This is a genomic window from Enterobacter cloacae complex sp. 2022EL-00788 (assembly GCF_026627565.1).
Lineage (GTDB): Bacteria > Pseudomonadota > Gammaproteobacteria > Enterobacterales > Enterobacteriaceae > Enterobacter > Enterobacter pasteurii.
Genome location: NZ_JAPNMC010000013.1, coordinates 87,594 through 111,733, shown reverse-complemented (window position 1 = coordinate 111,733; position 24,140 = coordinate 87,594). Strand labels below are relative to the sequence as shown.

General features: G+C 58.8%; 17 protein-coding genes. 6 read left to right on the top strand and 11 right to left on the bottom strand.

Features of this window, described 5'->3' with window-relative positions; all coding sequences use genetic code 11:
* Positions 1-245: 245 nt before the first annotated feature.
* The 3 genes from argH to argC form a co-directional block, all read right to left on the bottom strand.
* Entirely contained in the window at positions 246-1,619 is a 1,374-nt protein-coding gene (argH, locus tag OWK27_RS19090) for an argininosuccinate lyase (protein ID WP_267590981.1), read from the bottom strand.
* A 77-nt stretch (positions 1,620-1,696) separates the two neighbouring features.
* A complete protein-coding gene (gene argB, locus OWK27_RS19085) occupies positions 1,697-2,473 on the bottom strand; it encodes an acetylglutamate kinase (RefSeq protein ID WP_148422577.1) in 777 nt (258 codons plus the stop codon).
* 6 nt (positions 2,474-2,479) lie between these two features.
* Positions 2,480-3,484, bottom strand: coding sequence for an N-acetyl-gamma-glutamyl-phosphate reductase (gene argC / locus OWK27_RS19080; RefSeq protein ID WP_242174149.1), 1,005 nt, complete (start codon positions 3,482-3,484; stop codon positions 2,480-2,482).
* Between the two features lie 88 nt (positions 3,485-3,572).
* On the opposite strand from argC, the gene argE reads away from it, so the two are divergent.
* The 3 genes from argE to OWK27_RS19065 all read left to right on the top strand — a co-directional run bounded on the left by argE (position 3,573) and on the right by OWK27_RS19065 (position 8,590).
* Complete coding sequence (argE, locus tag OWK27_RS19075) at positions 3,573-4,724, top strand: acetylornithine deacetylase (RefSeq protein ID WP_023309677.1); 1,152 nt, start codon at positions 3,573-3,575, stop codon at positions 4,722-4,724.
* A 271-nt stretch (positions 4,725-4,995) separates the two neighbouring features.
* Positions 4,996-7,647 carry a phosphoenolpyruvate carboxylase gene (gene ppc, locus OWK27_RS19070; RefSeq protein WP_242174153.1) on the top strand — a complete coding sequence of 884 codons (2,652 nt, stop codon included), beginning with the start codon at positions 4,996-4,998 and terminating at the stop codon, positions 7,645-7,647.
* Positions 7,648-7,741: 94 nt separating this feature from the next.
* Entirely contained in the window at positions 7,742-8,590 is an 849-nt protein-coding gene (locus OWK27_RS19065) for a helix-turn-helix transcriptional regulator (RefSeq protein ID WP_242174155.1), read from the top strand.
* Here the strand turns inward: OWK27_RS19065 and OWK27_RS19060 are convergent.
* From OWK27_RS19060 to OWK27_RS19040, 5 genes are read right to left on the bottom strand one after another with little or no spacing between them, the layout of a single operon-like run.
* A complete protein-coding gene (locus tag OWK27_RS19060) occupies positions 8,577-8,933 on the bottom strand; it encodes a PTS fructose-like transporter subunit IIB (protein ID WP_029882885.1) in 357 nt (118 codons plus the stop codon). The two genes, OWK27_RS19065 and OWK27_RS19060, sit on opposite strands and share 14 nt — an antisense overlap.
* 2 nt (positions 8,934-8,935) lie before the next feature.
* Positions 8,936-9,811, bottom strand: a complete 876-nt coding sequence (locus OWK27_RS19055; protein WP_267590980.1) for a [formate-C-acetyltransferase]-activating enzyme — start codon at positions 9,809-9,811, stop codon at positions 8,936-8,938.
* On the bottom strand, positions 9,777-12,071 hold the full coding sequence (locus OWK27_RS19050; protein ID WP_267590979.1) for a formate C-acetyltransferase: 2,295 nt from the start codon (positions 12,069-12,071) through the stop codon (positions 9,777-9,779). Before OWK27_RS19050 ends, OWK27_RS19055 begins: the two co-directional genes overlap by 35 nt.
* A 53-nt stretch (positions 12,072-12,124) precedes the next feature.
* Positions 12,125-12,445, bottom strand: a complete 321-nt coding sequence (locus OWK27_RS19045) for a PTS fructose-like transporter subunit IIB (RefSeq protein WP_148422570.1) — start codon at positions 12,443-12,445, stop codon at positions 12,125-12,127.
* 14 nt (positions 12,446-12,459) lie between these two features.
* Complete coding sequence (locus OWK27_RS19040) at positions 12,460-13,539, bottom strand: PTS fructose transporter subunit EIIC (RefSeq protein WP_252005278.1); 1,080 nt, start codon at positions 13,537-13,539, stop codon at positions 12,460-12,462.
* A gap of 302 nt (positions 13,540-13,841) precedes the next feature.
* Here OWK27_RS19040 and ptsP point away from each other — a divergent pair, with 302 nt between their 5' ends.
* The 3 genes from ptsP to gldA are packed head-to-tail and all read left to right on the top strand — an operon-like array spanning position 13,842 to position 18,136.
* Entirely contained in the window at positions 13,842-16,343 is a 2,502-nt protein-coding gene (gene ptsP / locus OWK27_RS19035; RefSeq protein WP_267590978.1) for a phosphoenolpyruvate--protein phosphotransferase, read from the top strand.
* A gap of 14 nt (positions 16,344-16,357) precedes the next feature.
* Positions 16,358-17,020, top strand: coding sequence for a fructose-6-phosphate aldolase (gene fsa, locus OWK27_RS19030; RefSeq protein WP_252005276.1), 663 nt, complete (start codon positions 16,358-16,360; stop codon positions 17,018-17,020).
* Positions 17,021-17,032: 12 nt separating this feature from the next.
* Positions 17,033-18,136, top strand: coding sequence for a bifunctional L-1,2-propanediol dehydrogenase/glycerol dehydrogenase (gldA, locus tag OWK27_RS19025; RefSeq protein WP_176609197.1), 1,104 nt, complete (start codon positions 17,033-17,035; stop codon positions 18,134-18,136).
* A gap of 81 nt (positions 18,137-18,217) precedes the next feature.
* Here gldA and katG read toward each other — a convergent pair whose 3' ends face one another.
* The 3 genes from katG to OWK27_RS19010 form a co-directional block, all read right to left on the bottom strand.
* Complete coding sequence (gene katG / locus OWK27_RS19020; RefSeq protein WP_252005275.1) at positions 18,218-20,398, bottom strand: catalase/peroxidase HPI; 2,181 nt, start codon at positions 20,396-20,398, stop codon at positions 18,218-18,220.
* Between the two features lie 144 nt (positions 20,399-20,542).
* The gene (metF, locus tag OWK27_RS19015) at positions 20,543-21,433 is read right to left on the bottom strand and encodes a methylenetetrahydrofolate reductase (RefSeq protein WP_063449726.1); all 891 of its coding nucleotides are present in this window, start codon (positions 21,431-21,433) and stop codon (positions 20,543-20,545) included.
* A 273-nt stretch (positions 21,434-21,706) separates the two neighbouring features.
* On the bottom strand, positions 21,707-24,139 hold the full coding sequence (locus OWK27_RS19010; RefSeq protein WP_148422565.1) for a bifunctional aspartate kinase/homoserine dehydrogenase II: 2,433 nt from the start codon (positions 24,137-24,139) through the stop codon (positions 21,707-21,709).
* Between the last annotated feature and the right edge of the window lies 1 nt (position 24,140).

The following is a 24,140-nucleotide window of genomic DNA, read 5'->3' as shown; positions in this document are numbered from 1 at the left end:
ATCCCTATCAAGCATTCTGTTGAATAATACATCACACAGACGAGGCGGAACGTGTTTGACCCTTGACGACCCGTCACCGTCATCGAGTTTCTCTCAAAACTCGAACAACTAAAGCCAACGTGAACTTTTGCGGACCCCGTGGTCCGCTTTTTTTTTGCGTAAAAAAGCCTGGCACTAAGCCAGGCTCTGTTTTTCTCCCTCTCCCTGTGGGAGAGGGCCGGGGTGAGGGCACCAGCCCGCACGGTTCAAACCAGCCGGCTCTTCGCGTCCGCTATCGCCTGCGCCACCTGCTTAGGCGACACGCCGCCTTTCGCCGCACGCTTGTCCAGGCAGGACTGCAGCGCCAGAATCGGATACACATCATCCCCGATAGCCGCGCTGAATTTTTGCAGATCGGCAAGCGGCAGATCTTCCAGCGGTTTACCCTGACGAATGGCTTCCACCACCGCTTCGCCCACGATGTGGTGCGCTTCGCGGAACGGTACGCCTTTCGCCACCAGGTAGTCCGCCAGTTCGGTAGAATTGGCATAGCCCTGCTGGGCCGCTTCCTGGCAGCGCGGACGTTTCACCTGAATGCCGTCCAGCACCAGCGCGCCCATGTGCAGGCAGTCCAGCCAGGTGTCGAGCGCGTCGAACAGCCCCTCTTTGTCTTCCTGCATGTCTTTGTTGTACGCCAGCGGCAGCCCTTTCAGGGTCATCATCATGCCGGTCAGCGCACCCTGAACGCGGCCACACTTCCCGCGGATCAGCTCCAGCGCGTCCGGGTTTTTCTTCTGCGGCATCAGGGAAGAGCCTGACGTCACGCGGTCGGACAGCTCGACGAAACCGGCTTCGCCCGAGTTAAAGAAGATCAGGTCTTCTGCAAAGCGCGACAGGTGCACCATGCCAATAGACGCGTTTGAGAGCAGCTCCAGCACGTGGTCGCGGTCAGACACGCTGTCCAGGCTGTTGCGGGTAGCAGAGGCAAAGCCCAGCCAGCCTGCCAGCTGTTCACGGTCGATTTCATACGCTGTTCCCGCCAGCGCACCGCTGCCCAGCGGGCTCACGTCCAGGCGCTTGAGCGTATCCTGAAGACGACTTTCGTCACGCGCCAGCATCTCAACGTAGGCCAGACACCAGTGCGCAAAGGTCACCGGCTGCGCGCGCTGCAGGTGGGTATAACCCGGCATGACCGCGTCCTGGTTGTTCTGCGCCGTTTCCACCAGCGCGCTCTGCAGCTGACGGTTAGCCGCCAGCAGTTCGCCAACGGTCTCTTTACACCACAGCTTCAGATCGGTCGCGACCTGGTCGTTACGGCTACGGCCGGTGTGCAGCTTTTTACCCAGCTGGCCCACTTTGTCGATCAGTTTGCCTTCCACCCAGCTGTGAATGTCTTCCGCATCGCTTTGCAGGATTTGCTGCGGATCCAGCCGCACCTCTTCCAGCAGTTTATTCAGCGCCTCTTCAAGCTGCTGCTGTTCATCTGCGGTCAGCACGCCCACGGTCACCAGCGCTTTGGACCAGGCCACAGAGCCGACAATATCCTGTTCGGCCAGGCGGTAGTCGAAGCGCAAAGAGTCATTGAACTGTTTGAACCGCTGATCCGCTGCCTGTGTAAAACGCCCACCCCAAAGTGCCATAACATGCTTCCTTAATATCTTTGAATGTCATTGCCCGGCGGTGCTGCGCTTGCCGGACCTGCAAAACAGAAAATCGATTACGCCAGAATACGCGTGCCAATCGGCGTGCCGTTAAACAGCGCCGGAAGCTGCTCCGCGTGACGCCAGGAGGCGATATCCACCGGGCGACCCAGCGTGCGAGCCGCATCCAGCGCGGCGTTGACTTTGACGATCATGCCGTCGGTAATAATGCCCTGCTCAATCAATTGCTCGGCTTTCGCGGCGGTCATTTCCGCAATGCGCTGGCCTTTGCCGTCCAGAATACCGCTTACGTCAGAGAGCAGGATCAGGTCTGCGCCCAGCGTTGCCGCCAGCGCGGTTGCCGCCTGGTCCGCATTCACGTTCATCAGCTCGCCCTCTTCGGTCACGCCGATAGAGCTCACCACCGGCAGGAAACCGCCTTCCAGCAGCGTGTTAATCAGCTCAGGCGAACCCGGCTGCGCCAGCCCAACGTGGCCGAGCGCTTCGTCGAGCTGGGTCACTTTTACGCTGTCGCCATCGCCGAGATAGAGCCCAACGGACGCGATACGGTGTTTCTTCGCCCACGCCAGCAGCGTTTTGTTCGCCGTACCCGCCAGCGCACCGGTAATGATGTCGATCTGGTCGGCAGGCGTGACGCGCAGGCCGTTTTTCTTTATCACCGGCAGGTTGAGACCTTTCATCAGCTCGTCCACCACGCAGCCGCCGCCGTGCACAATCACCAGCGGACGCTGGTGCGATTCGCGATAGTTAACCAGCGCGGTAAACAGACGCTCCAGCGCTTCTTCGCTGTCCAGCAGCACACCACCGAGTTTGATAATTAATGGGTTCATCATCACACCTTAAATAAGAGCCTGCGTTTCAGGGAAGCCGAAACGAATATTTGCACACTGCATTGCCTGTGCGGCAGCGCCTTTGAGTAAGTTATCTTCTGCGGCGACCACAATCAGGTGCTCGCCCTGAACGGCAAAGCCAATATCGCAGAACGGCAGGCCGACCACGTTTTTCAGCGCCGGCACGCCTTTGTCGTACAGACGCACCAGCGGTTTATCCGCATACGCCTGCGTGAAGGCTTCACTTACCTGTTCTTTGGTCACGCCCGGCTTCAGGCGGCAGGTAATGGTTTCGAGGATCCCGCGCGGGAAGCTGCCCAGATGCGGCGTAAAAATCACGTCCGCGCCCAGATGGGTGGTGATTTCAGGATGATGGCGATGGTTGAACACGCCATACGGCTGAAGGCTCACTTCGCAGAAGCTGTTGGAGATCGCCGCCTTGCGCCCGGCACCGCTCACGCCGCTGGTGGCGTTGATCACCGGCCACTGGTTCAGATCCAGCAGGCCCGCGTCGATCAGCGGCTTAAGGGAGAGCTGCGCCGCCGTCGGGTAACAGCCCGGCACGGCAATCAGATTCGCTTCCTTGAGTTTATCCGCGCTCCACTCCGCCAGGCCGTACACCGCTTTTTCGAGCAGATCCGGGTGCTGATGGGTAAAGCCGTAATATTTTTCGTAGAACGCACCGTCGTTAACGCGGAACGCGCCGGAGAGATCGAAGACTACACAGCCAGCCGCCAGAAACTGCGGCGCCAGGTCGTGGCTGACCTCGTGCGCGGTGGCTAAAAACACCACGTCGACGCCGTCGGTAAACTCGCTGATGTCAGACATTGGCTGCAGCGGCAGATCGACAATGCCCTTAAGCCACGGATGCAAATCGGAAATTAACTTTCCGGCATCATTGCTTTGCGCTGACACGGTCAAAGCGGTTATGGTCATATGAGGGTGGCGATTCACGTAGCTTACAAGCTCTGCGCCCGCATAACCGCTAGCGCCTACAATCAGCGTATTCAACATCGGGTTCCTTTATGCTCAACGTTAATGTATTTTTATTCACATTTATTGCATGAATATTGATACTATCACGACCTAAGGTGTGTCAACAATGAAAATGAACTTACCGCCATTTATCGAGATTTACCGCGCCCTGATTGCCACACCCTCCATCAGCGCGACCGAAGAAGCACTGGATCAGAGCAATGAGTCTTTAATCAATCTGCTGGCGGGTTGGTTTAGCGATCTTGGGTTTAACGTTGAGGTTCAGCCCGTCCCCGGAACCCGTCACAAGTTTAACCTGCTCGCCAGCACCGGTACCGGTGCGGGCGGCCTGCTGCTGGCCGGTCACACCGACACCGTGCCGTTTGACGATGGCCGCTGGACCCGCGACCCGTTCACCCTGACCGAGCACGACAACAAGCTCTACGGCCTGGGCACGGCGGACATGAAAGGCTTCTTCGCCTTTATCCTCGACGCGCTGCGTGACGTGGACGTGACGAAGCTGAAAAAACCGCTCTACATTCTGGCGACCGCCGATGAAGAGACCAGCATGGCGGGCGCACGCTATTTTTCTGAAAACACGTCGATTCGCCCGGACTGCGCGATCATCGGTGAGCCAACCTCTTTGCAGCCGATCCGTGCGCACAAGGGCCATATTTCCACGGCGGTGCGCGTGCTCGGTCAGTCCGGTCACTCCAGCGATCCGGCGCGCGGCGTGAACGCCATTGAGCTGATGCATGACGCCATCGGCCGCATAATGACCCTGCGCGATGACCTGAAAGAGCGGTATCACTACGACGCGTTCACCGTGCCGTATCCGACCCTGAACCTCGGCAGCCTGCACGGCGGCGATGCCTCCAACCGTATCTGCGCCTGCTGCGAGCTGCACATGGACATCCGCCCGCTGCCGGGCATGACGCTGAGCGATCTCGACGGCTTGCTGAACGAAGCGCTGGCTCCGGTAAGCGAGCGCTGGCCGGGCCGCCTGACGGTCTCCGAGCTGCATCCGCCGATCCCGGGCTATGAGTGCCCGCCGGATCACCAGCTGGTTGAAGTGGTGGAAAAGCTGCTCGGTGAGAAAACCGACGTGGTGAACTACTGCACCGAAGCGCCGTTTATTCAGACCCTGTGCCCGACGCTGGTCCTTGGCCCTGGCTCTATCAACCAGGCGCACCAGCCGGATGAATATCTGGAAACCCGCTTCATCAAGCCAACCCGCGAACTGATTACCCAGGTCGTGCATCACTTCTGCTGGCATTAAGACCGCACCGAAGAGTCCCCTCTCCCTGTGGGAGAGGGTTAGGGTGAGGGCAACAAATCCCGCGATCTCCGTCACATTCCCATAAGCATCTCTTATCTGACGCAAAGCGAATTAAATTTCGTAAATTACCCACATTTATTCATCTGCTGAACCGTTTTCGCAGCAATTGACGACGGGGGTTTTACGTGGCTTTATAAAGGGAGATGACAAAATATTGTCCAGAAAATTTTCGCCTGGGCATAAACAAAAATGATGGGGTGACTGGGTTTTTATGAACGAACAATATTCCGCGTTGCGTAGTAATGTCAGTATGCTCGGCAAGGTGCTTGGAGATACCATCAAAGACGCGTTGGGGGAAAACATCCTCGACCGCGTTGAAACCATCCGCAAGCTGTCCAAATCTTCCCGTGCCGGTAACGAGGCGAACCGTCAGGAGCTGCTCACCACCTTGCAGAACCTCTCTAACGATGAGCTGCTGCCCGTTGCCCGCGCGTTCAGCCAGTTCCTTAACCTGGCAAACACCGCTGAGCAATATCACAGCATTTCGCCAAAAGGCGAAGCGGCCAGCAACCCGGAAGTCATTGCCCGCACCCTTCGTAAACTGAAAGATCGGCCAGACCTCAACGAAGACACCATCAAAAAAGCGGTGGAATCCCTTTCGCTGGAGCTGGTTCTGACCGCGCACCCAACCGAAATCACCCGTCGTACGCTGATCCACAAAATGGTGGAAGTGAACAACTGTCTGAAGCAGCTGGATAACAAAGACATTGCCGACTACGAACGTAACCAGCTCATGCGTCGCCTGCGTCAGCTGATTGCCCAGTCCTGGCACACCGACGAAATTCGTAAGCATCGTCCAAGCCCGGTTGACGAAGCCAAATGGGGCTTTGCGGTGGTGGAAAACAGCCTGTGGGAAGGGGTGCCGAACTACCTGCGCGAGCTGAACGAACAGCTGGAAGAGAACCTCGGCTACCGCCTGCCGGTCGACTTTGTGCCGGTTCGCTTCACCTCCTGGATGGGCGGCGACCGCGACGGCAACCCGAACGTGACGGCGGACATTACCCGCCACGTTCTCCTGCTGAGCCGCTGGAAAGCAACCGACCTGTTCCTGAAAGATATTCAGGTGCTGATCTCCGAGCTGTCGATGGTTGAAGCCACGCCGGAACTGCGCGCGCTGGCCGGTGAAGAAGGCGCCAGCGAGCCGTACCGGTTCCTGATGAAAAAACTGCGCGGCCAGCTGATGGCCACTCAGGCCTGGCTGGAAGCGCGCCTCAAAGGGCAGCGCCTGCCGAAGCCGGAAGGTCTGCTGAGCCAGAACGAACAGCTCTGGGAACCGCTGTACGCCTGCTATAAATCGCTCCAGGCCTGCGGGATGGGCATCATCGCCAACGGTGAACTGCTCGACACCCTGCGCCGCGTGAAGTGTTTCGGCGTGCCGCTGGTGCGTATCGACGTACGTCAGGAAAGTACCCGTCATACCGAAGCGCTGGGCGAGCTGACCCGCTATCTCGGCATCGGTGACTATGAAAGCTGGTCAGAAGCCGACAAGCAGGCGTTTCTAATCCGCGAGCTGAACTCCAAGCGCCCTCTGCTGCCGCGCAACTGGGAGCCAAGCAACGACACTCGCGAGGTGCTCAACACCTGTAAAGCGATAGTGGATGCGCCGAAAGGATCGGTGGCCGCCTATGTGATCTCCATGGCGAAAACCCCGTCCGACGTGCTGGGCGTTCACCTGCTGCTGAAAGAAGCGGGCATCGACTATGCCCTGCCGGTGGCACCGCTGTTTGAAACCCTCGACGACCTGAACAACGCCAACGACGTGATGACCCAGCTGCTGAACATCGACTGGTATCGCGGCTTTATTCAGGGCAAGCAGATGGTCATGATTGGCTATTCCGACTCCGCAAAAGATGCGGGCGTGATGGCGGCATCCTGGGCGCAGTATCAGGCGCAGGACGCGCTGATTAAAACCTGCGAGAAAGCCGGCATTGAGCTGACCCTGTTCCACGGACGCGGTGGCTCAATTGGCCGTGGCGGTGCGCCAGCACACGCAGCGCTGCTCTCTCAGCCGCCGGGAAGCCTGAAAGGCGGCCTGCGCGTGACCGAGCAGGGCGAGATGATCCGCTTCAAGTACGGCCTGCCGGAAGTGACCATCAGCAGCCTGTCGCTCTATACCAGCGCGATCCTGGAAGCAAACCTGCTGCCGCCGCCGGAGCCAAAAGAATCCTGGTGCCGCATTATGGATGAGCTGTCTGACATTTCCTGCGACCTGTACCGCGGCTACGTGCGTGAAAACAAAGACTTCGTACCTTACTTCCGTTCAGCAACGCCTGAGCAGGAGCTGGGTAAACTGCCGCTGGGCTCGCGTCCGGCCAAGCGTCGTCCGACCGGCGGCGTTGAATCCCTGCGCGCCATTCCGTGGATCTTCGCCTGGACGCAAAACCGCCTGATGCTGCCCGCCTGGCTGGGTGCCGGTGCGGCGCTGCAAAAAGTGGTGGAAGACGGTAAGCAGAGCGAGCTGGAAACCATGTGCCGCGACTGGCCGTTCTTCTCCACCCGTCTGGGCATGCTGGAGATGGTCTTCTCGAAAGCCGACCTGTGGCTGGCGGAATACTACGATCAGCGCCTGGTGAAACCAGAGCTGTGGGCGCTGGGTAAAGAGCTGCGCGAGCTGCTGGAAGGCGACATCAAGGTGGTGCTGGATATAGCCAACGACTCCCACCTGATGGAAGACCTGCCGTGGATCGCCGAGTCAATTCAGCTGCGCAACATCTACACCGACCCGCTGAACGTTTTGCAGGCTGAACTGCTGCACCGTTCGCGTCTGGCGGAAGAGGAAGGTAAAGATCCCGATCCACGCGTTGAACAGGCGCTGATGGTGACGATTGCGGGCGTTGCGGCGGGCATGCGTAACACCGGTTAATGCTCAGTCCCCGGGGCGCTACGCCTGCCCCGGCCTGCGACAGGCAGGCCGGCTAAGCGTTAGCGCCGCCCGGCAATACCTCGGTATTTACACCATGCAGCACGATATTACCCACATCCTGACTGACCTGATCGGCGGCACGACGCCGCTGCGTCAGGTGCATTTCGCCAACCCAGCCCTCTGCGCACCCGAGCTCGCCCTGCAGGTCGATTTCCCCCGTCTGGAGATCGTGCTCGAAGGCTCGGTGAAAGACCCGGCGGCTTGCGTATTACAGCAGGGTGACGTTTTATACGTCCCGGCTGGCGGCTGGAACGATCCGCAATGGCACATGCCCGCGACAACGCTGAGCATCCTGTTTGGCAAACAGCAGCTTGGATTTAGCCTTTTGCACTGGGACGGCGTAGACGTTCGTAACCTTGCAAAACAGCACGTTGCCCGTCGTGGCCCCCGCATCGGCTCCTTCCTGCTACAGACGCTTCATGAAATGCAGATGCAGCCGCACGAGCAGCAGACGGCGCGGCTGGTTGTCGCCAGCCTGCTTAGCCACTGCGTCGACTTGCTGGGTAGTCAGATCCAGACCGCCTCCCGCAGCCAGGCGCTGTTTGAAGCCATTCGCGTTTATATCGATGAACATTATGCGACCCCGCTTACCCGGGAATCCGTAGCGCAGGCGTTTTACATCTCTCCGAACTATTTATCGCATCTTTTCCAGAAAACCGGCGCGGTCGGTTTTAATGAATACCTGACCCACACGCGGCTGGAGCACGCGCGTCAGCTGCTGAAAGGGTATGACTTAAAGGTAAAAGAAGTGGCGCATGCCTGCGGTTTTGTCGACAGTAACTATTTCTGCCGCTTATTCCGTAAAAATACGGAGCGCTCGCCGTCGGAGTACCGTCGCCAGTATCACAGCCAGCTGACCGGGAAAGCGGCTAGTCCAGAATGACCTGCGTATGCTGCGGTGCGGATACCATTTTTCGTACCGCTGCCATGACCTTTTGCGGATCCCGCAGGAAAGCATTAATCCCGCATTTCACATAGCGGGCGGATTCGAAGCGTTCGTTACCCGCCAGCTCAATATCCGTGATAAGCAATACGACATCGGCGCGGCGGATATCGTCCTCCGTCAGTTCACTTTCAATGCCTAACGCCCCCTGCGTCTCAATGCGCACTGACCATTTCTCCTGCTGGCAAATCCGCTCCAGCCGTTCTGCGGCCATGTAAGTATGCGCCACGCCGCTCACGCATGCGGTTACCGCCACCAGATGACGCCCTGCTATTACTGTCATTTTTAACCTCCAGTGGTGACATGAAACCCTTTATCTTCGGCCATACGGCGCATTGCCGCGACCTCGTCAGCTGTCGGAGGATTGACCTCCCGCATCGACCATTGTTGCCCAAGCAGACGGTATTTTGGTTCACCATAGGAGTGAAACGGTAATAAATGCAGCTGCCGTATCCCTGAAGGTAACAAAAATGCCAGCACGCGCGCCATGTTGGCGTCGGTTAGCGTATAGCCGGGAATAAGCGGCACGCGGGGGATGACGTTGATGCCTTCGGCCACCAGCTGCGTAAGGTTTTCCAGCACTCTGGGAAGATTTACTGCCGTCACCGCGCGCGCCTGCTCAGGATCCATAATCTTCAGATCAAACAGCACTTCGTCACACTGGCGTGCCAGCGGCAGCAGTCGGGACAGGGGCGCATCTCCCGCCGTCTCAATAGCGGTGCGAATACCGTAGCGGCGCAAACGCTTAAGCAGCTGCGTCGCAAAGGGTGACTGCATTAATACTTCCCCGCCTGACAGCGTCACCCCGCCTCCCGATGAGCGAAAGAAGACATCATCCTTCATCACCTCGCGTTCAAGCTCGTCCAGCGTCACGTCGCGCCCGATGCGCTCAAACGCCCCGGACGGGCACTCGTCCGCATCGCGCAGGCAGGGTGCGCAGTGCAGACATTTGCTCTCCCGGCGAACCGTCTCAATTTTCGGCGAGATCGACTCCGGGTTGGCGCACCACGGGCAACGGTGAGGGCAGCCTTTGAAAAAGACTACCGTGCGAATACCTGCCCCGTCGTTCAACGAATAGCGCTGAATATTGAAAATACGCGCTACGTCGGGGCGTGCTTCAACCACGTCACAGCTGATGCGCGGTCCGACGGATAATGTCATCCTGGATCTCCTTCGACAGCTCAACAAAGAAGGCGCTGTAGCCGGCAACGCGCACCACCAGCCCGGCAAAATCCTGCGGACGCCGCTGCGCCTCACGCAGGGTTTCCGCGTTGACCACGTTGAACTGGATATGCTGCAGCTTAAGCTGCGTAAACGCGCGGAGGAAGTCCGCCAGCTTCTGCAGCCCGGCATCGCCTTCCAGCGTGGCGGGGGTGAACTTAACGTTTAGCAGCGTACCGTTAGATAACAGGTAGTTATCCAGCTTGCTTACCGATTTCAGCACGGCCGTCGGCCCCTGCATATCCTGGCCGAGCATCGGAGAGAGCCCTCCATCCGCCAGCTGTTCGCCCGCCAGGCGGCCATCCGGCGTAGCGCCCACGACCGCGCCAAGCGGCACGTGCGCAGAGACGGTATACGAGCCAGGCGTGAAGATCCCACCGCGCGGGTTGCGGTATTTTTCGACCTCTTTACAGTAATGGCGCAGCAGCTCCGCGCTGATATTGTCGACATCGTCGATATCATTACCGTATTTCTCAAAGCGATTGATCAGCCGCGCGCGCACCTTTTCGCCCTCCGGGGTGGCAAAATTCGCTTTTAGCACCGCCAGCAGCTCGTCAAAACTTAAGCGCTGCTGTTCAAACACCAGCCCTTTCAGGGCATGAAGCGAGTCGCTCAGATTGGCAATGCCAATCCCCTGCACGCCGGAGAAGTTATAGCGCGCGCCACCGTCAGTAATGTCTTTCCCCGTTTCCAGACAATCGCTGATAAAGGAGGAGAGCAACGGCACGGGCGCCCAGTCGCGATGGCCGATATCGCAAATGTTGCTCCCTTCCACCATCAGCGCAATATAGTGATTAATCCTGCCGCGTATGTGTTCAATTAACCCCTCGTACGTCAGCCCGCTATTGCCTTCATTCTCCTGCATAGCGATTTCCATTACCTTCAGCAGGTTAAACATGGCGATATCGTGCAGGCCGTAAGTTTTACCTGGAATCGACAGTTCAACGCAGCCGACAACCGCGTAGTCACGCGCGTCTTCCAGCGACACGCCGCGATTTAAAAACGCAGGTACTATCACTTCATCGTTGAAAATCTGAGGAATTCCGGTGCCCAGGCGAATAGTCTCCGCTGTTTTCAGCAGGAAAGGTCGGTCGATCAGTTCGTTTACCCGTACGCCGAGGTTAGGCTGGGGAAGCTGAACGCTCTGGTAGGCGTCCAGGCACAGGAACGAAAGCACGTTCACCGCGCTACGCCCGCTTTCCGTCAGGCCGCCCAGCAGCGCGGTATACCCGGTCGGGAACCCGGCAAAATAACGGGCGCTGCTGGTCGAGCGCAAGAGCACCACGTCGTTACACTTCACCCACAGCGATTCCAGCAGCTCTTTCAGAAACGCCGGATCGTCTCCCTGCATTAACGAGGCCTGATAAAACGGCAGCATATACTGGTCAAAACGCCCGATGGAGAGCGAACTGGCGTTGGATTCGTACTGCAAAATGACGTTCATGTACCAGAATAGCTGACACGCCTGCCAGAAGGTTTGCGGCTTATGCTGCGCGTTATGCCGCGAGATGTCGGCCATTGCCAGCAATTCTTCGCGACGTGCCGCATCGCTGCTCTGAGCCAGTTCTTCAGCGAGCGTTGCATAACGCAGAATATGGCGCTGGGACGCTTCAAGCAGTATCAGCGCCGCCGCATAGAACGTGTTTTGCGCATCGCGAGCGCAGCGTTCACGCATTTCCGCCACCAGCGCTCCCAGCCCGTTATTGAGCAGGCGCGGATAATCAATAATGATATGCCCCTGCCCTTTATCCGTCTGGTTGACGCTAAAAATCTGCGTCCCGACCGCGGCTTTCACCTCATCCGTCATCTGGCCGTTGATAAAATCTTTCATCGACCGGTTTTCCCAGTAGGGATACAGCACTTCACGGTAGGTCTGCTTATCCTCATCGCTGATTTCAAAGCGGTCCTGTGGACGGGTGGCGAACTGGTCCAGCTCCTTGAGCAGCCAGTAGGGATCCATCTCCGGGGACATAATGCCTGCACGCGGCTTAACGGTGCGGTTTCCGGCAATCAGTTCTTCATCACGAATCGCGATTTCCACATGGTCGAGAATGTGTGCCGTTGCTTTCGCGCGCCGGAGAATAACCGGCTCGCCTTCCGTCTGCCGATGGCTGGCGGTATAGAGCAGCGCACGCTCAAGCGAGATTTCGCGAGGGTTGGCAAAGAGCGCATCTTTCAGGCGCGGTATACGATTCGTCATGAGGGAACTCCTGTAACGGAAAAAACCAGCCCGCCCCGAAGGGCGGGAGAGCATCAGGCGGTTTGCGCCAGGTGGGCATCGATTTTGTTCATGATGGCGTCGGCACGTTTTACCGCGTCGCTGATATTGACGCGCACGATGGTTTTCCCGGCAAAACGCTCCTCGAATTTAATGCCGATGTCTTTAGTCAGGATCGCGATATCTGCTGCGGCGATATCCTCCGCCGTCAGTTCGTTCTCAAGACCAATCGACCCCTGCGTTTCTACCTTCACTTCCCAGCCTTTGGCTTTTGCGGCGCTTTCCAGCGCTTCGGCAGCCATGTAGGTATGGGCTACGCCAGACGGACATGCTGTTACTGCGATAATTCGGGCCATGTTCTCTTCCTCACTCAGTTAATTTCGAAATCCAGATCCAGGTCATCCTCTTTTTCCTCGACCTGCTTTGTGTTCTTACGGGCAATACGCTTCAGCACGTTGACGCTGACTGCCGTCACCACTGCACCCACGGCAACCGCTGCGATATAGCCGAGCTTGCCGTCCACCACGGGAAGCACAATCAACCCGCCCCATCCGGCATAGCATTGCGCGCCCATAACGGCAGCCGTGACCGCGCCGCAGGCGGAGCCCAGCATAATGGAAGGAATCACGCGCAGCGGATCGGCTGCGGCAAACGGAATCGCTCCCTCGGTGACGCCCACGCAGCCCATCACCAGCGCCGCTTTACCTGCTTCACGTTCTTCACCGGTAAAATTTTTGCGGCCAATCAGCGTCGCCAGGCCTAACCCCAGCGGCGGTATGCAAATAGCCACGGCGGCAATCGCAACGATGGTGTAGACGCCCTGCGCGACGCAAATCAGCATGAAGGCGTACGCCACTTTGTTAACCGGGCCGCCCATATCGAACGCCAGCATGAGGCCGATAATGATGGCGAGTACCACGATGCTGCCCTGCTGCATTCCTTGCAGCCACTGGGTGAGACCGGTGGTAAGCGCGCCTACAGGTTCGCCAAGCCCCCACATCATGATGCCTGCCGTGATAAACGTGCCGATAATTGGGATGATGAAGATAGGCATGACGGAGCGCAGCACTTTCGGCACGGGCAGCTTTTTCAGATACCAGACGACAATGCCGCCGAAAATCCCGGCGATAATCGCGCCAAAGAACCCCGCACCGAAGCTGTTGCCCACCCAGGCGGCAATAGCACAGGGGGCCAGCGCGGCACGTTCTGCAATGGAGTAGCCGATATAGGCGGCGAGAAACGGCACCATCAGCGTCAGACCCGCCACGCCGATATCAAAGAGCTTTTTCAGATTGGGATCGGTTGCGGCGTCGGGTACTGCACCTTTGCCGTAAAGCATGACCGAAACCGCCAGCAGAATGCCGCCCGAGACCACAAACGGGATCATGTGCGACACCCCTGTCATCAGATGCTGCCGCGTGTTCTTGAGAATATGCACCAACGCTTTCATATGCCGCTCCAGGCCTTTATCCACAAAGATGTTGTGGCAAACAATAGGCAATCAGGAAGACGGCGGACAGGAGACAAAAAGGCCATTTACTGGATTTTTGTAATGTCGGAATGAAAATGCGATCCGCCTCGACATTTCGCACTGACCTCACATTAAGCAAACCGTCACAACCTGTGAGTGAAATCTCACTTTTAAGGTGACATTACATTTGTCCAGCTTTTGGCAGTTTTGTCACATGGCGCGCCTCATCATCACGCTCGTATGCTGTTTCGCATAATTGACGATTGGTTTCAGGAGTGTGTATGGCTCTGGTAGTGGAATTTACCTGTGAACTGCCCAACGGCGTTCACGCGCGTCCGGCAAGTCATGTGGAAACGCTGTGCAATACGTTTATCTCGCAAATTGAGTGGCATAACCTGCGTACGGATCGTAAAGGCAATGCCAAAAGCGCGCTGGCGCTGATTGGTACCGATACGCTGGCGGGCGATGCCTGCCGCCTGCTGATCGATGGTGAAGACGAGCAGCATGCCCGGCAGCAGCTGGAACGGTGGCTAAAAGAGGAGTTTCCGCATTGCGACGCGCCGCTTGAAGGGGTAATCAGCACGGAGCTGGATCCGTTGCCGGAATCGCTGACACGCCTGAACCCGACGCTGTTTCGCGCCACTCCGGTATGCAGCGGCAGCGCACACGGCATCCTGACGTTACTGACCTCGCTGGACCTCAACGCCCTGACCGATTTACCCGACGCGCAAAGCGTTGAAGCCGAGCAGTCGGCGCTGGATAACGGGCTGACGCTGCTGGTCAAACACATTGCGCTGCGCGCGCTGGACAGCGACAGCACCGCCAGCGCTATTCTTGAAGCCCACCGCTCGCTGGCTACAGATACCTCGCTGCGTCAGCACCTCCTGTCAGGAGTCAGCCAGGGCCTAAGCTGCGCCCAGGCCATCGTCGCCACGGCAAACCATTTCTGCGACACGTTCTCCCGTTCCAGCAGCGCCTATTTGCAGGAGCGCGTGCTGGACGTGCGCGACGTCTGCTACCAGCTTTTACAACATATCTACGGTGAAGCGCGTTTCCCGGCTCCCGGCCAGCTGACGCAGCCGGGCGTCTGCCTCGCGGACGATCTTACTCCCGGGCAGTTCCTTGAACTTGATAAAACGCTGCTTAAAGGGCTGCTGCTCAGAAGTGGCGGCACCACCTCGCATACCGTGATCCTCGCGCGCTCCTTTAATATTCCGACGCTTGTGGGCGTCGACAGCGAAAGCCTGCTGCAATGGCGCAATCAGCCTGTATTTGTGGACGGCAATGCCGGTGCGGTGGTCGTCAATGGCAGCGATGCCGTGGCGCGTTATTATCGGCAGGAAGCGCGCGTCCAGCAGGCGATACGCGAGCAACAGCGCGTCTGGCTTGACTGTGAAGCCAGAACCGCCGACGGCCTGCGCATTGAAATTGCCGCCAACATTGCCCACGCGGTGGAGGCCCGGGCAGCGTTTGGTAATGGTGCCGAAGGCGTGGGCCTGTTCCGCACTGAAATGCTCTATATGGATCGTGCCAGCGCACCCGGCGAAAACGAGTTGTACAACATTTTCTGTCAGGCGCTGGAAAGTGCAAATGACCGCAGCATTATTGTGCGCACCATGGATATCGGCGGCGATAAGCCGGTGGAGTACCTGAATATCCCGGCCGAGAACAACCCGTTCCTCGGCTACCGCGCCGTGCGCATATATGAAGAGTATTCACCGCTTTTCACGACCCAGCTTCGGGCGATCCTTCGCGCCTCTGCCCACGGAAACCTTAAGATCATGATCCCGATGATCTCCTCCATGGAAGAGATCCTGTGGGTGAAGGAGAAGCTCGCCGAAGCGAAGCAGCAGCTCCGTGCTGAACATATTCCGTTTGATGAGAAAATCCCGCTCGGCATTATGCTGGAAGTCCCTTCGGTGATGTTCATCATCGATCAGTGCTGCGAAGAGATTGATTTCTTTAGCATCGGCAGCAATGACCTGACGCAGTATCTGCTGGCCGTGGACCGCGACAACGCCAAAGTCACGCGCCACTACAACAGCCTGAACCCCGCCTTCCTGCGGGCGCTGGACTACGCGGTGCAGGCCGTTCACCGCCAGGGTAAGTGGATTGGCCTCTGCGGGGAGTTAGGCGCGAAAGGATCGGTACTGCCGCTGCTGGTGGGTCTGGGGCTGGACGAACTGAGCATGGGCTCCCCTGCCATTGCTGCCACCAAAGCACGCCTGGCGCAGCTTGATAGCCGCGCCTGCCGCCAGTTGCTGAACCAGGCCATGGCGTGTCGCACCTCGCTTGAAGTAGAGCACCTGCTCGCCCAGTTCCGCATGAACCAGCAGGATACGCCGCTGGTCACGCCACGCTGTATTTCGCTGGATAACGACTGGAACAGTAAAGAAGAGGTCATGAAAGGCATGACCGATAACCTGCTGCTTGCCGGGCGATGCCGCTATCCGCGCAAGCTGGAGGCCGACCTGTGGGCGCGCGAAGCCGTATTTTCAACCGGGCTGGGTTTTGGTTTCGCCATTCCACACAGCAAATCCGAGCATATTGAACAATCCACCATCAGCGTCGCCCGCCTGAAAGCGCCTGTGATGTGGGGGGACGAGGAGGCGCAATTCATCATCATGCTGACGCTGAACAAACACGCCGCCGGCGACCAGCATATGCGCATTTTCTCCCGCCTGGCCCGCCGCATCATGCATGAGGATTTTCGCAGTGCTCTGGTTAATGCCAGCTCTCAGGAGGCTATCGCTTCCCTGCTGCAACACGAATTAGAACTCTAAAACGAGGAAGAGTGATGGAACTGTATCTGGATACCGCCAACGTGGCGGAAGTTGAACGCCTTGCACGTATTTTTCCGATTGCGGGCGTGACCACCAACCCAAGCATCATGGCCGCCAGCGGCGAATCTGTCTGGGAGGTGCTGCCGCGCCTGCAGCAGGCTATCGGCCCGGAAGGCAGGCTGTTCGCCCAGACCATGAGCCGCGACGCAGAAGGAATGGTGGCGGAAGCAAAACGGCTGAGCAATGCCCTGCCGGACATCGTGGTAAAAATTCCCGTCACCGCGCAGGGGCTCATCGCGATTAAGGCGCTGAAGAAAGAGGGAATTACCACGCTGGGAACCGCCGTTTACAGCGCCGCTCAGGGGTTACTGGCCGCGCTGGCAGGTGCAAAGTATGTCGCACCGTATGTAAACCGCGTCGACGCGCAGGGCGGTGACGGCATTCGCACGGTACAGGAGCTGCAATCCCTGCTGGAACAGCATGCGCCAGAGAGCATGGTGCTGGCTGCCAGCTTTAAAACGCCGCGCCAGGCGCTGGACTGCCTGCTGGCCGGCTGCGAGGCAATCACGCTTCCCTTAGACGTAGCGCAACAAATGCTCGGCACGCCGGCGGTAGAGTCAGCTATAGAGAAGTTCGAGCAGGACTGGAAAAACGCGTTTGGTAACCTCAACCTCTAAGGGAGAAATGTTATGGACCGTATCATTCAATCGCCGGGGAAGTACATCCAGGGCGCTGATGTTCTCACTCGTCTCGGCGACTACCTGAAGCCGCTGGCGGCTCGCTGGCTGGTGGTGGGCGATAAGTTTGTGCTGGGTTTTGCCGAAGAAACCCTGCGCCAGAGCTTTAAAAAAGCTGAACTTCATGCTGAAATCGCGCCGTTTGGCGGCGAATGTTCGCAAAACGAAATCGATCGCCTGAAGAAACTGGCCGACAGCGCCGACTGTCTGGCAGTGCTGGGCATCGGCGGCGGCAAAACGCTGGATACCGCCAAGGCGCTGGCGCACTTTATGGACGTGCCGGTGGCCATTGCGCCGACCATCGCCTCCACCGATGCGCCGTGCAGCGCCCTTTCCGTCATTTACACCGACAGCGGCGAGTTCGACCGTTACCTGATGCTGCCGCACAACCCGAACATGGTGATTGTCGATACCAAAGTGGTTGCCGGCGCGCCCGCGCGCCTGCTGGCCGCCGGGATTGGCGATGCCCTCGCAACCTGGTTTGAAGCACGCGCCTGCTCGCGCAGCGGCGCCACGACCATGGCGGGAGGCAAGTGCACCCAGGCAGCGTTAGCGCTGGCAGAGCTGTGCTACAACACGCTGGTTGAAGAGGGCGAAAAAGCGATGCTCGCGGCGGAGCAGCACGTCGTCACCCCCGCGCTGGAACGTATTATCGAAGCGAACACCTATCTGAGCGGCGTGGGATTCGAAAGCGGCGGGCTGGCGGCGGCGCACGCCATTCACAACGGCATGACGGCGGTGCCGGATGCACATCATTTCTACCACGGTGAAAAAGTGGCGTTCGGCACGCTGACGCAGCTGGTGCTGGAGAACGCGCCGGTTGAAGAAATCGAGACCGTCGCCGCGCTTTGCCACAGCGTTGGGCTGCCGATCACGCTGGCGCAGCTGAACATTAAAGAGGATATTCCGGCCAAAATGCGTCTGATTGCGGAGGCATCTTGCGCAGAGGGAGAAACCATCCACAACATGCCGGGCGGCGTGTCGCCGGATCAGGTGTACGCGGCGCTGCTGGTAGCCGACCAGTACGGGCAGCGGTTCCTGGAAGAGTGGGAGTAAACCGCGTTAATAAAAATCCCCGCACCGGCGGGGATTTTTTTGCCTGCGGCCTGGCCAGCGTTAGCGCTGACCGGCGAAGGGCTACTTCAGGTCAAAGCGATCCAGATCCATGACCTTCGCCCATGCGGCAACGAAGTCGCGCACGAACTTCTCGTGTGCATCGCTGCTGGCGTAAACTTCGGCCAGCGCGCGCAGAACGGCGTTAGAACCGAATACCAGGTCGGCGCGGGTCGCGGTGTATTTCACCTCACCGCTGGCGCGATCGCTGCCGGTAAACAGCTCGTTTGTGTCGTCGGCTGCTTTCCACTGGGTGTTCATATCCAGCAGGTTCACGAAGAAGTCGTTGCTCAGCACGCCCTCGCGGTTGGTGAACACACCATTCTTGCTGCCATCGAAGTTTGCGCCCAACACGCGCAGACCGCCGATCAGCACCGTCATCTCCGGCGCGGTCAGCGTCAGCTGCTGGGCTTTATCAATCAGCAGTGACTCGGTTGTGGACACATCCACCTCGGCACGGTAGTTGCGGAAGCCGTCGGCAATCGGTTTGAGCAGGTTGAACATCTCAATATCCGTCTGGTCCTGACGCGCATCCACGCGGCCCGGGTTAAACGGTACGTTGACGTAAACGCCTGCCTCTTTTGCCGCCAGCTCAACGCCCACGACGCCCGCCAGCACGATAATATCGGCCAGTGACGCTTTGTTGGTGGTGCGCTGGATAGCTTCCAGAGCCGGTAACGCGCGCACGGCAGCGGCGTTAACGTCCCAGTCGCGCTGAGGCGCAAGCGCCAGGCGCGCACCGTTGGCGCCGCCACGCTTGTCGCCGCCGCGGAAGGTCGATGCAGACGCCCAGGCGACCGAGACCAGCTCGCTTACGGAGAGACCAGAGGCTGCGATTTCCGCCTTCAGGCTTTCGATATCCTCTTTCGACGGGCTGAACACCGGCTGCGGCAGCGGATCCTGCCAGATCAGATCTTCTTTCGGCACTTCCGGACCGATGTAGCGCGCTTTTGGCCCCATATCGCGGTGGGTTAGCTTGAACCACGCGCGCGCAAAGGCTTCGTTGAAGGCCTGCGGATCGTTCAGGAAGCGACGGGAAATCTTCTCGAATTCCGGGTCAAAACGCAGCGTCAGGTCGGTGACCAGCATGGTTGGCTTGCGTTTTTTCGACGGGTCGAACGGGTCCGGCATGATCTCAGGCGCGTCTACGGCTTCAAACTGAATCGCACCTGCCGGGCTGCGGGTCTGCACCCATTCGTACTTGAACAGGTTCTCGAAGAAGTAGTTGCTCCACTGGGTCGGGGTTTGTGACCAGATAACCTCCAGCCCGGAGGTAATGGCGTCAGCGCCAATACCGGTACCGTGCGTGCTGGTCCAGCCTAAGCCCTGCGCTTCAATCGGTGACGCTTCCGGGTCGGTGCCGACGTGCGTCGCTTCACCTGCGCCGTGGGTTTTGCCGAGCGTGTGGCCGCCCGCAATCAGCGCAACGGTCTCTTCGTCATTCATGCCCATGTTGCCGAAGGTGGCGCGGATCGCGGCTGCCGCAGACAGCGGTTCACCGCTGGCGTTTGGCCCTTCCGGGTTTACGTAAATCAGACCCATTTCAGTGGCCGCCAGCGGGCGCTTCGCCAGCGCTTCGGGGTCACGGTGGGTCAGCCAGGCTTTTTCATCGCCCCAGTTCACGTCCAGATCCGGTTCCCAGACGTCTTCACGCCCGGCGCCGAAACCAAAGGTACGGAAACCTGAGTTCTCCAGCGCCACGTTACCCGCGAGGATAAACAGGTCAGCCCAGGAGATTTTTTGTCCGTATTTTTGCTTGATTGGCCACAGCAGGCGACGAGCCTTATCCAGGCTGACGTTATCAGGCCAGGAGTTCAGAGGCGCAAAGCGTTGTTGACCGCGTCCGGCACCGCCGCGCCCGTCAACGGAGCGGTAAGTCCCCGCGCCGTGCCAGGCCATACGGATGAACAGGCCCGCATAGCTGCCCCAGTCGGCAGGCCACCACGGCTGTGAGTCGGTTAACAGCGCCTTGAGATCGCCCTTAAGCGCGGAATAATCGAGCTTGCTGAATTCTTTGCGATAGTCGAAGTCTTCACCCAGAGGGTTAGAACGATTGGAATGTTGGTTTAAAAGATCGATGCGGAGTTGTTTAGGCCACCACTCTTTGCTGCTGGTACCTGCACCCGCGCTGTGATCGACGCCGCCCTGGTGGAACGGGCATTTGCCGGCGGATGCCGCGTTATTGGTCTCGTCTGACGTGCTCATCGCTATGCTCCCTTTACAGTGTTACCGTTACGATATACACCACTAGCGATAAGAGATAGTTGAATTAATCCACAGATTCGATAGTTAATACCTTTTAACTATCGGTTCGATTAAAAAACCCTCACACTTGTGAGGGTTTTTACCTTACAGGGCAGGACGAACGCCAAGCGTATGGCAAATGGCGTAGCTCATTTCCGCGCGGTTCAGGGTATAGAAGTGGAAATCTTTCACCCCTTCTCGGCTCAGGATCTTAACCATGTCCATGGCGATATTGGCCCCCACCAGCTTGCGGGTTTCCGGATCGTCGTCCAGCCCTTCATACATTTTGGACATCCACAGCGGAATGCGCACGTTGGTCATATCAGCGAATTTCTTCGCCTGCTTAAAGTTTGAGACCGGCAGAATGCCCGGGATGATTTCGACGTCAATACCCGCTGAGACGCAGCGGTCACGAAAGCGCAGGTAGCTTTCCACATCAAAGAAGAACTGAGTTATGGCGCGGTTGGCACCGGCCTCCACTTTACGCTTCAGGTTAAGCAGGTCTGCCTGGGCGCTTTTCGCTTCCGGATGCACTTCAGGGTACGCCGCAACGGAGATGTCGAAGTCGGCAACCTCTTTCAGCAGCCCGACCAGATCGGCGGCAAACATCTCTGGCTTGCCGCTGCCCGGCGGGAGGTCGCCGCGCAGGGCCACAATGTGGCGAATACCGTTGTTCCAGTAGTCCTGGGCAATGGCGCGCAGTTCGTCTCGGGTGGCGTCGATACAGGTCAGGTGCGGTGCCGCTTCCAGACCGGTTCTGTCTTTAATGCCCTTGATGATGCTGTGCGTGCGGTCACGTTCACCGGAGTTCGCGCCGTACGTCACGGAGACAAACTTTGGCTTCAGGCTGCTCAGGCGATCGATAGAGCTCCACAGGGTTTGCTCCATTTCACTGGTGCGCGGCGGGAAAAATTCAAAAGAGACGTTAATCTGGCCGTTAACTTCGGCCAGGCTCTGATTCAATGCTTCCCGCTGGTTGGCGTGAAAAAAGCTCATACCTTACCTCTATCTTTCGCGTGTCGTTGTTTGTTGTGTTGTGAACTTCTATACGTTTAGACGTCCAGATGTAAAAATGACGGAAAAGCGGAGTGACGTCAACAGAAATAATCAACAATAACGGTGAGGATTGTTCAGGGAAGATGAAGGGCGTTCATGATGGGGGTGAAAAGGCCCCTCACCCCGGCCCTCTCCCCAAAGGGGCGAGGGGGAAAAGACCGCGCCGAGCAGTCCCCTCTCCCCTTTGGGGAGAGGGTTAGGGTGAGGGGTGGATTACAGCAGCTTAGCCAGACGGTTGATGTCCGACTGGATCGCGCCGGCGGTTACATCGCGTCCCGCGCCCGGGCCACGGATCACCAGCGGGTTATCGCGGTACCAGCGGCTTTCGATGGCGAAGACGTTATCGCACGGCAGCAGTGCCGCCAGCGGATGCTCAGGGCGCACCGCCTCAACGCCCACGCGCGCTTTACCGTTAGCCTCGAAGCGCGCCACGTAGCGCAGCACCAGCCCCATCTCGTTAGCCGCTTCCAGACGTTGCACCATCTGCTCGTTCAGCTCGTCACCGTTCTCGAAGAAGTGATCGACAGACCCCTCCTCGCAGCCCGCAGGCACCAGCGACTCAACGCGAACCTGGCCCGGCTCAATGTCGTAGCCCGCTTCACGCGCCAGGATCACCAGCTTACGCATCACGTCTTTACCGGCAAGGTCAACGCGCGGATCCGGCTCGGTTAAGCCCTGCTGCCACGCCTGATCCACCAGGTCGGTGAACGGTACGGTGCCGTCAAATTGCAGGAACAGCCAGGAGAGCGTCCCGGAGAAGATGCCGCTCAGCGCCAGAATGCTGTCGCCGCTTTCGATCAGGTCGCGCACGGTATGGTTAACCGGCAGTCCCGCGCCAACGGTGGCGTTATAGAGCCAGTGACGACCGGTTTTTTCGAAGGCGTCGTGGATCTGGCGGTATTTATCGGTGCTGCTCGCCCCCGCCAGCTTGTTGGCGCTGATGACGTGGAAACCATGGCTGGCGAAATCCAGATACTGATCGGCCAGCTGTTCGCTGGCGGTGACGTCCAGCACCACCAGATCGTCATACGGGTGCGCGCGCATCCACAGGAACAGCGACTCTTCGTCCTGCTCAACCGCTTCATCGTTAAAGAAGGCCAGCGCCCGGCTGGCGTCCAGCCCTTCGTATTTCAGCAGGCTGCGGCGGCTGTCCACCACGCCCGCAAGAATAAATTCAAACCCGGTACGCGCCGAAAGGGTAACCTGCTCGCGGGCGAACAGCTCCAGCCAGCGGGAACCGATATTTCCTTTCCCAAACAGCACCAGGCCGATGCGTTTCTCCGCGCGGAACAGCGAGGTATGCAGACCCTGAATCAGGCTTTCGGTTGGCCCTTTACGCAGCACGGCCACAAGGCTAATGCCCTCTTCCGACTGCCAGGTAAACTCAACCGGCTGGCCTTTCAGCTGCTGCCAGAAACGGTGGCAGTGCAGCGGGTTACGGGTGACGCCCGCCCCCACCATCGCCACCAGCGCCAGCCCCTGACGCAGACGAAGCTCGCCCGGCAGGCCCGCTTCATCAAGAATTTTCAGGGCGCTGTCCACCACTTCAGCGGTGTAGCAGAACTGCAGCAGCTGGCGATCGTTATGCACGCCCACGGCCAGCGGACGCACCTGGGCACGTTTCAGGATCGTGTCGATATCTTTATGCGCCAGCCTGAAGTCCTGGCCCGCGGGCACCTGAAACTCAATCAGGCAGATGTCATCGTGGCTGGTAACAATACGCGCCCCGGTACCGGATGCCAGCACGCGTTCGATGCGCGTGGAACCCTGATCTGGCGTATAGCTACAGCGCAGCTGTAGATCGATGTCGCTGCCGGAAACCGGCTGCAGCGTGCGGGCGTGCAGCACCGGTGCCGCCAGACGGGCCAGCTCGCTGGCTTCGTCGAGACGCAGCAGCGGCAGCAGGCAGGCGTCTTTCACCTTGCGCGGGTCAGCGCTGTACACACCGGCCACGTCGCTCCAGATGGTGACGCGGGACACCCCCGCCAGCGCGCCGATCTGCGTTGCCGAATAGTCAGACCCGTTACGCCCCAGCAGCACGGTCTCGCCCGCATTGCTGCGGCTGATAAAGCCGGTGACGACGATACGTTTACCCGGATGCTGCACCAGCAGCTGTTGCAGCAGCGGGTAGGACAACCCTTCATCCACCTGCGGCTGTGCGGCGCGTTCTGCGCGCAGGAAATCACGCGCGTCGAGCCAGGCCGCGTCCACACCCAGGTGTTGCAGCACGGCAGCCATCAGGCGCGCGGACCACACTTCACCGTGGCCGACCACTTCGGCGTACACCGCATCGGTGATCCCGCTGTCCAGCAGGGCAGCCAGGCGCTCAAGGTCATGCGTGAAGGCGCTAATCAGCCCGTCCGCCACGTCCGCAGGCAGCAGGCCGGCAATCAGCTCGCTCTGGTAACGACGTAAGGACTGTTGCACCTGATGCGCAGAGAGGCGATCGGTCTGGCTGAGCTTCAGCCAGCTAATCAACTGGTTGGTGGTGCTGCCCGCCGCGGAGACAACCATCATGTCCCCCGGCTGTGAATACTCTGTCATGATCCCTGCTACGCGCAGGTAACATTTCACATCAGCAAGACTACTACCACCAAACTTGTGCAGCTGACGACCCTTCGCCCCTGCCTGCGCTATCACACTCATG

What these genes read in the sequence shown, in the direction of transcription:
- fsa (WP_252005276.1), top strand. Translation starts at nt 16,358, where the DNA reads ATGGAACTGTATCTGGATACCGCCAACGTGGCGGAAGTTGAACGCCTT.
- argC (WP_242174149.1), bottom strand. Translation starts at nt 3,484, where the DNA reads ATGTTGAATACGCTGATTGTAGGCGCTAGCGGTTATGCGGGCGCAGAG.
- ppc (WP_242174153.1), top strand. Translation starts at nt 4,996, where the DNA reads ATGAACGAACAATATTCCGCGTTGCGTAGTAATGTCAGTATGCTCGGC.
- OWK27_RS19045 (WP_148422570.1), bottom strand. Translation starts at nt 12,445, where the DNA reads ATGGCCCGAATTATCGCAGTAACAGCATGTCCGTCTGGCGTAGCCCAT.
- OWK27_RS19055 (WP_267590980.1), bottom strand. Translation starts at nt 9,811, where the DNA reads ATGACATTATCCGTCGGACCGCGCATCAGCTGTGACGTGGTTGAAGCA.
- metF (WP_063449726.1), bottom strand. Translation starts at nt 21,433, where the DNA reads ATGAGCTTTTTTCACGCCAACCAGCGGGAAGCATTGAATCAGAGCCTG.
- OWK27_RS19010 (WP_148422565.1), bottom strand. Translation starts at nt 24,139, where the DNA reads ATGAGTGTGATAGCGCAGGCAGGGGCGAAGGGTCGTCAGCTGCACAAG.
- argE (WP_023309677.1), top strand. Translation starts at nt 3,573, where the DNA reads ATGAAAATGAACTTACCGCCATTTATCGAGATTTACCGCGCCCTGATT.
- OWK27_RS19050 (WP_267590979.1), bottom strand. Translation starts at nt 12,071, where the DNA reads ATGACGAATCGTATACCGCGCCTGAAAGATGCGCTCTTTGCCAACCCT.
- OWK27_RS19060 (WP_029882885.1), bottom strand. Translation starts at nt 8,933, where the DNA reads ATGACAGTAATAGCAGGGCGTCATCTGGTGGCGGTAACCGCATGCGTG.
- ptsP (WP_267590978.1), top strand. Translation starts at nt 13,842, where the DNA reads ATGGCTCTGGTAGTGGAATTTACCTGTGAACTGCCCAACGGCGTTCAC.
- gldA (WP_176609197.1), top strand. Translation starts at nt 17,033, where the DNA reads ATGGACCGTATCATTCAATCGCCGGGGAAGTACATCCAGGGCGCTGAT.
- OWK27_RS19040 (WP_252005278.1), bottom strand. Translation starts at nt 13,539, where the DNA reads ATGAAAGCGTTGGTGCATATTCTCAAGAACACGCGGCAGCATCTGATG.
- katG (WP_252005275.1), bottom strand. Translation starts at nt 20,398, where the DNA reads ATGAGCACGTCAGACGAGACCAATAACGCGGCATCCGCCGGCAAATGC.
- OWK27_RS19065 (WP_242174155.1), top strand. Translation starts at nt 7,742, where the DNA reads ATGCAGCACGATATTACCCACATCCTGACTGACCTGATCGGCGGCACG.
- argH (WP_267590981.1), bottom strand. Translation starts at nt 1,619, where the DNA reads ATGGCACTTTGGGGTGGGCGTTTTACACAGGCAGCGGATCAGCGGTTC.
- argB (WP_148422577.1), bottom strand. Translation starts at nt 2,473, where the DNA reads ATGATGAACCCATTAATTATCAAACTCGGTGGTGTGCTGCTGGACAGC.